The organism is Paenibacillus flagellatus (assembly GCF_003217775.1).
In the GTDB taxonomy this organism is placed as follows: Bacteria; Bacillota; Bacilli; order Paenibacillales; family NBRC-103111; genus Paenibacillus_AB; species Paenibacillus_AB flagellatus.
The window spans coordinates 719,163-732,267 of the sequence record NZ_QJVJ01000002.1 but is presented as its reverse complement, the minus strand read 5'-3'; the positions used below and the strand labels follow the sequence as shown (position 1 = coordinate 732,267).

Below are 13,105 nucleotides of genomic sequence, written 5' to 3'. Positions count from 1 at the left end.
CGCTCGACTTGCATGTATTAGGCACGCCGCCAGCGTTCGTCCTGAGCCAGGATCAAACTCTCCAATAAGGAGGGAAACTTCTCCGATCAACCGGCGACGAAATTGGAGAGATTGATCCGGAGGATCAAACTGTCCTTTTTCAGGTTTCCCTTTTATTTCAGAGCTGATTGCTCAATTCGTACTGACTTGTTGTGGTCTCTTGCGAGACCGCACTTGCACGCTCGTTGTTCAGTTTTCAAGGAACAAGCTTCAGTATTCCACCGAACCGCTTGTCTCAAACGGCCGGAAGACCAATATATCACGTTTTGGCCTTTCGATGCAAGCGACAACTTCTTCCAGAAGCTCGTCCGCTCTCACCGCCGATCATCTCTCGATGGCCGGAAAACCAATATACCATGATTCGCTCTCCCGATGCAAGCGAAAGTTTTACCAGCTTCGCTCGCCTTCGATCGCCGGCGTCTTATCGACGGCCGGAATGACAATATATCACGGTTCGACGCCAAATGCAACTGTCGAAGATCTCCAAAAGGCAGGAAGCCGCCGGTCGGAAAACGTCTGCCGCCATACCCGCCATGTTTGCAGGAGCCGTATTATTAGGTACAATACAAGATAGCACAATAAAACTTGAGGTGGACAAGATGGGCCCCGATCCGAGAACGGCACCCGAAGAACTTACGTCCGGGGACGCTCCCGCGACCAAACGATGCTCCCGCTGCGGAGAATCCAAGCCGCTAACCGATTTTTTGCGCAGAACCGGCAGAAGGTCGGGGAAGGCTTCACGACGCGGCGCATGCCGGCAATGCCGCAAGCTGCAAAAAGCCGATTCATCGGCCATTCCGATCGAACCTCCGATGGCCGAACGAGTGCCGGAAGAAGACGACGCGCTCCCCCTTCCCAAAAAGAGAACGAAGAAGCCGCTTCCCGAACCGCCGCCAAGACCCGAAGGGCCCGAAGCTTCCGTGCTTCGTCCGACCCGGGAAGGCATTATCCGGATGCGCGGCCGTACCGACAAAGGACGCCGCTGGTATCAGGAAACCGATCTGGAAACGGCCGTCACGCTCGTGCTGGAGCATGCCGCCGTCGTCGTGAACCGTCATACGATCCGGCGCATTTATACGAACAAAAAATTCCGCCAATATATATTGATGCGTGACAATTACACTTGTCATTTTTGCGGCGAATACGGGGATACGATCGATCATTTGCTGCCCCGGGCCAAGGGAGGCCATACGACGCCCGTCAACTGCGTCTGTGCTTGCCACTTGTGCAATCAAAGCAAAGCGGACCGCAGCCTCGACGATTTCGTCAGCGACTTTGACGATTAAGCGATAAGCCGCCCGTCCTCCAACATATATCCGCATCCGCCCGCATACATTGTTTGCGTGCTCAGCCTGAAGCTGTCGCAACGATCGTAGAGGAGCGTGCTGCATGGACACGATACCGACGTTCGCCAGCATCCCGCAGCCCATTCGCGAGGATGGGGCCGGAGCGACCGATTTCGGTCCCCGCGACGTATTGCGCGATGCGGAAAACCCCGATCTTCTCGTCCCTCCGGTTACCGACGCCGGGACCGTCCCCAATATGAAGTTTTCGTTTTCCGATACGCATATGCAATTGAACCACGGCGGCTGGTCCCGGGAGGTGACGGTTCGGGAGCTGCCTGTCGCCACTACCATGTCCGGCGTGAACATGCGGCTGACCCCCGGCGGAGTAAGGGAGCTCCACTGGCATCAGCAGGCGGAATGGGCGATCGTCCTGCTCGGCAAGGCGCGCATTACGGCGGTCGACCAGAACGGGCGAAACTTTATCGCCGACGTCGGGGTGGGCGACCTATGGTATTTTCCCCCGGGCGTTCCCCACTCGATCCAAGGGCTGGAGGAAGGGTGCGAGTTTTTGCTCGTGTTCGACGACGGCAAATTTTCCGACATAAACACGTTTTCGATCACGGACTGGTTCGCCCATACGCCGAAGGACGTACTCGCGGCCAACTTCGGCGTCCCCGAGAGCGCCTTCGCCCACATTCCGAACGAGCAGCGGTATATATTTCAGGCTCAAGTGCCGGGACCGATCGAATCCCAAGCCGTTCCCGACCCTTACGGCGCCGTACCGAAAAGCTTTACGCACCGGCTGCTGGCCCAGGAGCCGATTCGGACGCCCGGCGGAACGGTCCGCATCGTCGATTCGAGCAACTTTCCGATCTCCACGGCGATTGCGGCGGCGCTCGTAGAGCTGAAGCCGGGCGCCATGCGGGAGATGCACTGGCATCCGAACAACGACGAATGGCAATACTACCTGTCCGGGACAGCGCGAATGACGGTATTCGCCGCCCAAGGAACGGCCCGAACGTTCGACTATCGAGCCGGCGACGTCGGCTATGTGCCGTTCGCTTACGGCCACTATATTCAGAATACGGGCTCCGCCAGCGTCTGGTTTTTGGAGATGTTCAAGAGCGACCGGTTTGCCGACGTTTCGCTCAATCAGTGGATGGCGCTGACTCCCAAAGATCTCGTCCAAAATACGTTGCATGTCGGACCCGAATTGATGGACGCTTTGCGCAAGCAAAAATGGCCTGTTGTCAAATACCCGCCCGAGCGGGACCTTTCGCCGAACCAACGGATGCCGTAAACGATACGAAAAAAGGGCCGATCCGGCCCGGGTTGCCCATCCACCCGGCCGAATCGGCCCTTTCCGCCTATTCCTTGATCGTGACTTTCACCGGCGACCATTCGCCGATCACCGTCTGGCCATGGACGGATACGCTGCCCTCCGGCGTCAAATCCTTCTCCGTCATTATGCCGAGCGCGATCGTAAACCGGTTGAACTTCACCGGCACGCCCTTCTCGCGACGCACCTCTTCGCCGTTCACATAAAAGACGACCTCGTCCGCCCCCCGATTGTACGTAATCCGGTACGTGTTGAAGTCGCGCGGCTTGAAGTTCGTATCTTCCTTGAAGATGCAAAAGTACCGCGTCTTGTCCGTCTCCGGAACGTGTACGCCCGGAAACGGCAGAACCGCGTAGACGCTCGCGTACTTGTCGTTGCCGGCGAAAAAATCGAGTGCGGCTCCCGTCGTGAAATCGAGCAAATTCAGCGAGACGTAGCCGTCATACAAATCGCCGGGAACCGTATGGCTCGTGCGGGCGCGAATGTCCAGCTCGAAGCTGACTTCCCCCGACTCCGGCACCTCGACCTCCTCCACCGAATAGTACATATGCTTGGCGTTGTCGAGTATTTGCACGGTGTCGTGCTTGCGGCTGAGCGGCGCCCGTACATACAATATGCCGTTGCGGACGATGACGACGGCGTCCGGCTCGCGGTACGACCAGAAGGTGCCGTCCTGCAGCGGAAATCCGCCGATTTTCCAAACTTCCCCTTCCGACAAAATCGTATGGAAGTCGCCGAACGTTTTTTGCGTTTCCATGATATCCACTCCCGTCTTGGAGGTATAGTCGTTCCTCTACCGGATCAGCCCTTGCAGCAAAAGCGCGAGCGCCATGATCGCTCCGCTCCGCACCGACGCTTTCAAGGACGCGCCCATAAGCGGCAAATAGGCCCGCGATTCGTTCTCGTTCCGCAGCGTCCCGTATACGCGGAACAGCGGAACCGCCGTCGCCGCGGCGAACAGCGCGTACCAAGGCAGCGCCTGCACGGCTACGCAGACGGCAAGCGAAGCGTAGCTCAAGATCGCAAGCCATCTCGAGAAAACGAGCGCACGTCGCTCTCCCCAGACGACGACCAGCGTCCGTTTGCCCGCCCGTTTGTCCGCCTCCCAATGCAAGAAGTGGTGGTTGAACAAAATGAGCGTCGTCAACAGCCCGATCGGCAGCGAAAGCAGAAATGGGCGATAGCCGAACTGCTGTGTCTGCACGTAATAAGCTCCCATCACCGGCAAAATGCCGAAGGACAGCAAGATCGCGATTTCGCTGTACCCCTTCCCCCGGTAGCCGAACTTGATCGGCGGCGCCACGTAAAAATAAGCGATCAAGCCGCCGAGCGCGCCGAAGGCGATCGCCCAAAAGCCGCTGTACAAGCTGACTGCGACGCCGCACGCGGCCGCCGCAAAGAAAAACGTCCAAGTCGCCCATCCGAACGCCTTCTCCGAAATCGTCCCGCCCGCCAAGAAGCCGGAGTTCGTCGAAATCGCGGCCGCCGTCTCTTTCGCGGCGACGTCGACTCCGTTGCGAAAATCCCACAGGTCGTTGATCATGTTCGAGAATAAATGCGCGCACGCCGCGCCGAGCAGCGTAACGAGAAACAATATCGGACGAAACGTCCCGTTCCAGGCGCAGGCGCCCAATGCGCCGAGTGCGACCGGGATGATCATGACGGGCAATACCCGGGAACGGGAAGCTTTCATCCACATGTGCCAAGTATTCATGTCGGCATCCTCTCCGGGCCATATCATTATCGAAAAGTCCCGCTTTTATTATAGAGCATCCCGCCTCGGGCCTGTACACTCATTTGTTGGAATGGTTGAAGGATAATATTCCCACCCTTATCGAAACATTTCCAACCTTCGGCGCATCTCTTTAAGGTAAAGCTCGAAAAGCCTTTTGACACCAAAATTCCGGGGGTCTTCATGTACGCCAAATGTATCGTGATCGTCATGCTGTCGGAGCTGCTGTTAACGATCTTGACCGTCATCGGCGCGTATTTCGGGTTAACGTTCCCGCTTTCGATATCGCTCGGCGGAGGCGGTCCGGAGAGCGGTCAGCCGGCATTCCGCGCGGTATTGCCGATGTGGATGCCCGCCTTGTCCGATTTGAACATGCCGTATTCGTACCTGAAAACGAACGATCCGAGCTTCGCCCCGTCCGCCATTTTCTTGGCCGTTACGTGGCTCGTGCAAAGCTACGCGAGAGCGGTCTATCTCGGGGCGTTGAAAGGCGCGGTCCTGCGCGAACCGGCCGCACCTCTTCGCGTCTACGGACGCCGATATTTCAAGCCGATGGCGCAATGGACCGCCTTCCAGCTGTTGATTACGTTTTGCGCCGTTTCGCTGTTTCCTGTCATCGGACCGCTTACGTTAGTCGCCGCGATCGGAGTGTACGTCTTTTCGCCGGCCCCTTACTTGGTCGTCCTCTACGACAGCTCCTTTTCGTGGGCGATGACGGCCGCCCCTCGGGTATTCCGGTTCATCTTCCGGCGAATGCTGGCGTTCGCGCTGTTCGCCATGCTTGTCACGGGAATCGTCAGCACTGTCGTTTCATTGCCGAAGCCGCTCGACTACTACTTCGCGCTGCTCGTCTACAGTACGGTCGGAACGAGTCTTCTGGCGGAGTTCATGAGACGGTTCGTACAGCTGCTCCGGGAAAACGGCGAGCCGGTCGTCCGATTTCCCCACGATGCGCCTTCCGGCGAAAGGACCAGATGGAGAACCGGCATTGCCGCCGTCTTGATCGTCCTGCTTCCGGCTTGCGGGGCATGGATCGCGACGGGATACCCGGCCGCCGCTATCGGGCGGATCGTGCAAAGCCCGCCGGCTTCGCTTCCCGGCGTGTCGTTTTACAGCGCCTTTTCCACCGTCTTGCCCGCTACCGATTACAGGTACGACGGTTACTCTTGGGGGACGAAGCCGTATCGGATCGACATATCGCTACCGGATATGTCCGATGGAAAACGTCCCGGCGACATTCGCGGTTCGGCTACGGTCGTATGGGATGTCGACGTCGAGAAGGTGATCCGGTCGGGCAGCGGGTCCGTTCATCATGCGGAAGCTGTCCCCGCGACGCAAACGGTACTGTTCCGCTTGGTTCGGGAACGAAGCGAGGACGGCTCCTTCTACTATTCGAGCCGCAGAGGATTTGCGGAAATCGCGAACCTCCGCCAGTCGTCGAGAGAACCGCTGTCGGTGGAAATGGCGCTTAGCGGGGACGGCCGTCATCTGTTCGTGCTGCAGCACCCTTCCCGGTTCGAAGCCGAGGCTTCGTTCCGATTATCGCGCGACGGGCGTTATGCGGTTCCGAAAGCGAGCCGAATGAATCCGGACGACTTCGTGTATTATTGGTTCGCCCGGGATTTGCGCAAGAATGACGTCTTCGACATGCTCCAAGCCAAAAACGAATACGCCGCCTTCGGCCCCAACCGGTTGGACTTGCCGCTTGCGGTCGCGCTTCAGGAAGCGGACGGCGCGATGGTAGTCCGAATATTGAATAGCTTGAAGGCGAGCGGCGTCAAGCTGACCGTTCCGAACATGACGGAGCGGGAATGGACGGAACGGCTGCGCGGGCAGTACGAAGGGGCGGAGCTGTTCGAAACGTTAGATTACTTGAGCAAGACCGGCGGGCAGCTGACCTATGTCCCGGCCAAATTGCCTTCGTCCGGCGATGGTTCGGGGGGAAAGGCTTCCGTCCCGAAGCCGGAAGCCGATTCCGACGCTCCGGAATCGTACCGGTTGGACGTCCCGTTCCCGCACGGCCCCATTACCATGTTATATACGTTCAACCAAAACCGTATGACGGAGCTGGAGCTCCGTTTGTCGGACCACTAGAAAACGCCCCGCGCATCGGCAAAGCCGGCCCCTCCCGGAGCCGGCTTCATTTTCGCTTCTTTGCCGCTAGGCGTTATTTTCCGAGCTTCGAATACCATTCGTTCGCTTCCTTCTCCATCTGCTCGCCGCCGCCGCTTTTCCACTTTTTGACGAACTCGTCGAAGTATTCGAGCGGCTTGTCGCCGGTAATGATCGAGATGTAAGCTTGGTCCTGCAGCTTTTGCAGCTCCGCCTGGAATTTCGCCTGCGAAGGAAGCGCCGTCAGCAGCTCGTTGCGGATGCCGCCCTTGTCATAGCCGGCGTCCGCCGCCCACTTGGCGTTCGGCGCATTGCGCTGCGCCGAAAATTCCGGCAGCTCGAGCGACTCGATGACGTTGTTCGCCCCCATTTTCTCCAAATCTTGCGATGTGATCGCCTTTTTGAACGTCGGCACGTTTTGCGCATTATAGTCCCAATCCTCGCCCTTCATGCCGAGCATGGCGGTCACGTAGTTTTCGTAAGAGGAGGCGCTGATCGTATCGATCATTTGCAGCACCTTCGCGAGCTTATCCGGCTCCTTCTCGAGCGGCTTGCCGAACGAGATGAAGTTGCCGCTCAGCATGCTGCCTTGAGGAGCGCCCATTTTGCCCGTCGGCCCTTTCGGAGGCAGGCCGTGGACGAGCGCGTCGGCCGCTTGCGGGTTCAGCTTTTTGACTTCCAAGTAGTTGTGGGAATTGCCGTCCCCTTCGAACAAAATCGGCTTCCAATGGTAATACCGGCCGAGGCTGCTTACCCCGATGCGGCCGTTGATGAACGCGTGCGACAGCAGCGCGTAGCCCCCCGTATTTTCGCCCGTAATGAATTCCGGATCGACGACGCCGTCCTTGTACCATTTGTTCAACAGCTTCAAGGCGTCCTTCATTTCCGGCTGGACGGCGCCGTAGACGAGCGCGTCGCCTTTTTTCGTCCACATCGTCGGATTGTAGCCGTACGCCCCGTAAATGACGTCGATCGACGATTTGGAGAGCCCGTACGTATCCTTCTTGCCGTTTTTGTCCGGATCCTCGTTGGCGATTTTGTACAGCGCCTGCTCGAATTCGTCCAACGTTTCCGGCGTTTTGGCGATGCCGACGTTTTTCAGCCAGTCGCCGCGCCAGACGACCGGGGCCCGGAACCGGTCATAGAAGACGAGCTGCGGAATGCCGTATATTTTTCCTTCGACTTTCGCATAGTTGAAGGCGTTCGGAAATTCTTTCTCCGTCTTCGCATAAACGTTCGGAGCGTATTTCTTCAGCATCTCGAGCGGAATTTCCGCCAAAATATCTTGATCGACGTATTTCTGCAAGCTGGCGAAGCCTCGAACGACCATCCGGTCCGGAATTTCGCCGGAAGCGAACTTCAGGTTCATCATTTCGGCGTAGCTTTTCGACTCGATGTTCCAGACGTCCAGCTCGACGTTCAGCTTCTCGTTCCAGTACTTGATCATTTTGGCGCCGGGCTCCACCGGCGTCGATTGGCCGGTTACCCAGGACACTTTGTACTTCTTGTCCGCCTTCGGCGCCGTCGCGTCGGAAGCTCCCGCGGAACCGGCCTTCCCTCCGCCGCCGTCGCCGGTTTCGGCTTTCCCCCCCGCCCCGCAGCCGGACGCGACTGCGGCAAGGAGCAGCGAAGCCGCCGTCAGCATCGCCCATTTGTTCGTGAATACCTTTTTCATCTGCTTGACCTCCCGTTTGTATGAACTTGTTTCCCCGTATGATAACGCGGACCATTGAACCGTCCGTCGGTGAAACCGTTTTCCGGCTACCCTTTCAACGAGCCGACAAGAACGCCCTTGACGAAATACTTTTGCAGGAACGGATAGAAGAGCACGATCGGCACAACCGTCACGATGACGGTGGCGGCTTTGATCATGTCCGGGTTGGCGACCAGGTTCGGGTCCTCGAACGAGTTGACGTCCATCATGTCTTTCGTTCCCTGCAGCACGATGCGCCTCATGACGACCTGCAGCACCTGCTTGTGCGCGTCGGTCATATAGATCAGACTGTCGAACCAGGCGTTCCAATGCTGCACCGCCGTCCATAGCGTCAGCGTCGCGATAATCGGCATCGATACCGGCACGACGATGCGGAACAGGATGACGATATCGTTCGCTCCGTCGATTCGCGCCGATTCCTCCAAGCTTTCCGGCAGCGCCATGAAAAAATTGCGCGCGATAATGAGCGAGAACGCGCTTACGAGTCCGGGCAGCACGAGCGCCCACACGCTGTTCATGAGCCCGAGCGACTTGACGAGCAAGTAGTTCGGGATGAGCCCGCCGCTGAAAAACATCGTGAACACGATAAACCCCGTCCAAAACGTCCGGTGCGGGAAAAACCGTTTCGCCAGCGGATATGCGGCGAAAACCGTCGCCGTCAACGACAGCGCCGTACCGATTGCCGTACGCGCGATCGTATTGGCGAAGCCGCTCAGGATGTATTCGTTCGTCAGCACCTTCTCGTAGTTCGCCCACGTCCATGTCGGAGGAAGCAGGTGGATGCGCGTCAGCGGAACGTCGCCCGTGCTGAACGACAGCGACAGCAAGTACAGAAACGGATAGATGGTGGCGACGCACAAGGCGGTCATGAACACGAAATTAATAAGGTCGAACAGTTGAATCCGATTGTCTTTCAAGCGGGTCGGCTCCTTTCGCGGACGTTACCATAGACCGTATTCGCTGAATTTTTTCGCCGCCGCGTTCGCGGTAAGGACCAGCGCGAAGGCGATGACGTTTTTGAACAAGCCGACGGCCGTGGCGAAGCTGTACTCCATGTTGACGAGCCCCATCCGGTACGTATAGGTGCTCAAAACGTCGCCGACCTCCATGACGGCCGGATTGTACAGGTTGAACACCTGGTCGAAATCGTCGTTGATGAGCCGCCCGATCGCGAAGATCAGCATGATCGTAATGACCGGCGCCATCGCCGGCAGCGTAATGAAGCGGATGCGGTGGTACCGGTTCGCGCCGTCCACCGTGGCGGCCTCGTGAAGCTCCGGATTTACTCCCGTTATCGCGGCCAAATAGACGATCGTCCCCCACCCGAGCTCCTTCCAAATGTCGGTCGCCACCAGGACGGACCGGAACCAGCCCGCATCCGCCAAAAAGTAAATCGGCTGCAGCCCGAACGCCTGCAGGACGATGTTGACCGGCCCGATCGACGGGGACAAAAACTGCATCGCCAGACCGCCCAGCACGACCCACGAGAGGAAATGCGGGAAGTAGCTGATCGTCTGCACCGCCTTCTTGAACACGGCGAGCCGGATTTCGTTCAGCAATATCGCGAAGGCGATCGGCGCCGGGAAGCCGAACACGAGCTTGTAGAAGCTGATGATCACCGTATTGCGGAATACCGGCCAAATGCCCCCCGACGCGAACAAGTCGCGGAAATGGTCCAGCCCGACCCACGGGCTGCCGAGAATGCCGAGACTGAATTTGTAGTTTTTGAACGCGATCAGTACGCCGTAAATCGGAACATAATGAAACACGACGTAATAAATCGCGGCCGGCAAAAACAGCAGCGTCAAATATTTGTACTTCCAATACGCCCGAAACGAATCGAGCCCTCTGCCGATGGGCCGCTCATGCAAAGCATTGCCGCCCCCCCTCCGTCTTGCGCTCGTGCTTGCTCGTACGTTCATCGTCGGTTAAGCGCCCCTTTCCCGTCTGTCCGGACCTCTTACCGTTTGCTTTTCATGTTGCTTGTACCGCGTGCTGCTCGGACCGTTTGCCCGAAAGCGTTGCGGCGTCCGTAACGAAACGATACCCGACGACGCGCCGTGGCGGCAATAAAACAAAACGCAGGTGATGCAACAGGATGCAGATCGGCCGAAAAACGATTTGCAGAACATGCGAAAGAATGCGCCATGCCGCGTCGTATCGGGTTCCGCGGCCTCACGCCGGGCGCACAACAAAAGCTCCGAACCGGATCGCCGGAACGGAGCTTGCTTTCGAATATGCACAGGTCATCGCCTTCGGAAGGCAAACGTTCGTCGACCGTTCGGATGTCAGCCTACGACGTCCGATTCCGATCCATGCCGTCCCCATAGCGGATCGGTCTCCAGCTCGAACGCGAATCTGTCGGCCACGACCCGGAATTCGCGCAGAGGGACATCTTCACCGGCTTTAGGGACCCCCGCATACAGCGACGCCGTTCAGTCGGGAATGTCCTCCTCCGCCAATTCCGTACGGCTCATCGTATAGTTGAACTTGTACGTCTTCGGCGTCACGCCGTACAGCTCCTTGAACTTCTTGATGAAGTACGCGGGCGTATTGAACCCAACCTGGGCGGCGACCCGCTCGACGTTCGAATCCGTCGACTTGAGGAGCAGCGCGGCCGCTTCGAGCCGTTTGCGGTTGACGTAATCGACGAAATTGACGCCGGTCTCCTCCTTGAACAGCTGGCTCAAATAGCGGGGATGCAGGCCGACGAGCTCGGCGGCCGCCTGGAGGCTCAACTCTTGGTCGAGGCTGCGGTCGACATGCGCCTTCACGCGCTCGATCGTCTCGCTTCCCCGGTTCCTCCCCCGCTCCTCGACGAAGCGGAACGTCTGCGCGACGACATCGATCAGCCATTCGCGAAACTGCCGGATATCGGATATGTGCCGAAACTTTTCCATGGAACCCGTGTCCGTCACGTCCCCCGATTTCAAGTTCATATCCTTTACATATTGACGATACAGGTCGACCAAATGTTTCCATCTGTCCATGCCGTAGTCGGCCGAATAGCAGCCCGCCGCCAAGCGATCCGCGAACGTCGTCACCGCCGTCCGAACGGCTTCCAAGTCCCGGCTTCGCAGCGCTTCGGCGAACGCCGCCGACAGCTTCTCGGGCAGCTCCTCCCGGCTCCGCTCCCGTTCCGCGAATGCCGAATGCGGAAAAGTCCCGCGGTCTGGCAGCAAATACGCATATTTCAAATAAGCGCGCGCCTGCGCGTACGATTCGTGCAGGTGCAGCGGATTGTCCGTCCAGTCCCCCCATGACGCCGTCAGCCGAATTCGAAAATGCCGCTCCGCAAAGCCGGACAGCCGCTCGATCGTATCCGCGATCCGGCTCTCGTCCCGTTCCGGCGAATGGACGATGGCGGATATTTCCGACGCCGACGTCGAAATCGCCGCGCAAGGCGCCGAATCCGACGCCGAATGCTCCAGCTCCCGGATCAGGTTGTACAGGACGATCTGCTGCTCCTCCACGCCGAGTCCGTTCATGCCCGCTTCGTCGAGACGGACGATCAGCGCGCACCGATACCGCTCCGGCCAGCTCATGTTCAGCAGCCGCAGCCGCTCCTCGAGCTCCGCTTCGTTCGCGATATGGCGGTGCAGCAAGCCGGAGACGAGATGGTGGCGGATGATCGGGACGTTTTCGCGCACCGTCGACTCCAGCTCGCTCATTTTCTCCGACAAATTCGCGACGAGCCGGCCGATCTGCTTGTATTCGTTCTCGTGCTTGACCGGGGCGGCGTCGGGCGGCCCGAACAAGCCGCGGACGGTGCGGAGCAGCGACCCGAGCGGGCCGTACAAGTTGGAGGTGAGCGCGCGCGCCATCAGCAGCCCCGCTCCGATGGCGGCTAAACCGATGAGCAGCAGCGTCCGTTGAATCGCCGTGGCGTTCCGGTTGTAGTCGTCTACCGGCGTCGCCTGTACGAGCTTCCAGCCGGTGACGGGCAGAGTCGTATACGAGATCAGGTAGTCGACGCCGCCGATCGTTCCCTCCACGCTGTCCCGCTCGCGGCCCGATCCGGCGATGGCGCGAAGCAGCGCCGCACGGGCGGAGGAATCGCGATCGTCCCTTCCGCTTCCATCCGCGATCAAGCCGCCGTCGGCGTCCGCGATCCATTGCCGTCCCCGGTCGGCGTCGTCGGAAGGGCGGATCATCGAGACGAACGCTTCCGCCTTCAGATGAACCGCATAATACCCTTTCGCCTTGCCGGCGGCCGCATTGTACGGATACGTGCCGGCCAGCGTCACCAGCTCGGAGGAGACGCCGTCCGAGCGGGCGTTGACCGGCACTTTGCGCGTCCCGATCCAAAGCGACGCCTTCCCTTCCCGATCCATCCGTTCGATCCAGTCGGTGTTGACCGCCACTTTGCCCGGCACGCTGTCCAGAAAGGCGATGCCGTGCTGCGAGGAGACGATCGTGTTCCCGTCGCGGTAATACACGGCGGCCGAATCCACGACGTCCGGATACATGGAGACGATCCCCTTCAGCTCGTCGGCGACGTCCTTCACTCTGGCGTACTGGCCCGGAATCGGGTTATCGAAAAAGTAAAGCAGGTCCGGCCGGGTGGCCATCTCCAAAAACAGCTTTTGCGCCTTGCCCACCACGTTGTCCGTCAGCTGGTCGGCCGTATGCGCGAGCATCCGGGCGTGCACCTTCTCCACCTCGCCGTACAGGCTCGACTTGAAAAAGACGTAGGAGGTCGTCCCTACGGCGGCCGTCGTCACGAGCAGCAAGGCGGCATACGACAACAACAGCCGGTAATACACGCTGTTCAACCGATCCAATAGCTTCACGGCCGTCTACCTCCCGGGTCGAAGTCGAACGAATACATGTAAGCGGTTTCCGAACATGGCGCGAAAAAGGAGCGGCCGCGGCAATTCCGG

Annotated in this window: 9 protein-coding genes and 1 rRNA gene; 3 read left to right on the top strand and 7 right to left on the bottom strand. The window is 58.9% G+C overall.

Annotation, left to right across the window (positions count from 1 at the left end):
- Positions 1-68: ribosomal RNA gene (locus DLM86_RS06605) — 16S ribosomal RNA — on the bottom strand; the annotation flags it as partial.
- Positions 69-572: 504 nt separating this feature from the next.
- Here DLM86_RS06605 and DLM86_RS33170 point away from each other — a divergent pair.
- Entirely contained in the window at positions 573-1,325 is a 753-nt protein-coding gene (locus DLM86_RS33170) for an HNH endonuclease (protein WP_425453945.1), read from the top strand.
- Positions 1,326-1,428: 103 nt separating this feature from the next.
- A complete protein-coding gene (locus tag DLM86_RS06595) occupies positions 1,429-2,625 on the top strand; it encodes an oxalate decarboxylase family bicupin (protein ID WP_110839161.1) in 1,197 nt (398 codons plus the stop codon).
- Positions 2,626-2,692: 67 nt separating this feature from the next.
- On the opposite strand, the gene DLM86_RS06590 is transcribed toward DLM86_RS06595, so the two are convergent.
- Together DLM86_RS06590 and DLM86_RS06585 are read right to left on the bottom strand one after the other, a co-directional pair.
- Positions 2,693-3,421 (bottom strand): DUF6081 family protein, encoded by a 729-nt coding sequence (locus DLM86_RS06590; RefSeq protein ID WP_110839160.1) that lies wholly within the window; start codon positions 3,419-3,421, stop codon positions 2,693-2,695.
- 36 nt (positions 3,422-3,457) lie between these two features.
- On the bottom strand, positions 3,458-4,378 hold the full coding sequence (locus tag DLM86_RS06585) for a prenyltransferase (protein WP_110839159.1): 921 nt from the start codon (positions 4,376-4,378) through the stop codon (positions 3,458-3,460).
- Between the two features lie 201 nt (positions 4,379-4,579).
- Here DLM86_RS06585 and DLM86_RS06580 point away from each other — a divergent pair, with 201 nt between their 5' ends.
- A complete protein-coding gene (locus DLM86_RS06580) occupies positions 4,580-6,490 on the top strand; it encodes a hypothetical protein (RefSeq protein ID WP_110839158.1) in 1,911 nt (636 codons plus the stop codon).
- Positions 6,491-6,563: 73 nt separating this feature from the next.
- On the opposite strand, the gene DLM86_RS06575 is transcribed toward DLM86_RS06580, so the two are convergent.
- The 4 genes from DLM86_RS06575 to DLM86_RS06560 all read right to left on the bottom strand — a co-directional run bounded on the left by DLM86_RS06575 (position 6,564) and on the right by DLM86_RS06560 (position 13,015).
- Entirely contained in the window at positions 6,564-8,183 is a 1,620-nt protein-coding gene (locus tag DLM86_RS06575) for a type 2 periplasmic-binding domain-containing protein (protein WP_110839157.1), read from the bottom strand.
- Between the two features lie 86 nt (positions 8,184-8,269).
- A complete protein-coding gene (locus DLM86_RS06570) occupies positions 8,270-9,139 on the bottom strand; it encodes a carbohydrate ABC transporter permease (RefSeq protein ID WP_245954372.1) in 870 nt (289 codons plus the stop codon).
- Positions 9,140-9,163: 24 nt separating this feature from the next.
- On the bottom strand, positions 9,164-10,093 hold the full coding sequence (locus DLM86_RS06565; protein ID WP_245954371.1) for an ABC transporter permease: 930 nt from the start codon (positions 10,091-10,093) through the stop codon (positions 9,164-9,166).
- Positions 10,094-10,657: 564 nt separating this feature from the next.
- Positions 10,658-13,015: a helix-turn-helix domain-containing protein gene (locus DLM86_RS06560; RefSeq protein ID WP_110839155.1), complete on the bottom strand. Its 2,358-nt coding sequence runs from the start codon at positions 13,013-13,015 to the stop codon at positions 10,658-10,660.
- Between the last annotated feature and the right edge of the window lie 90 nt (positions 13,016-13,105).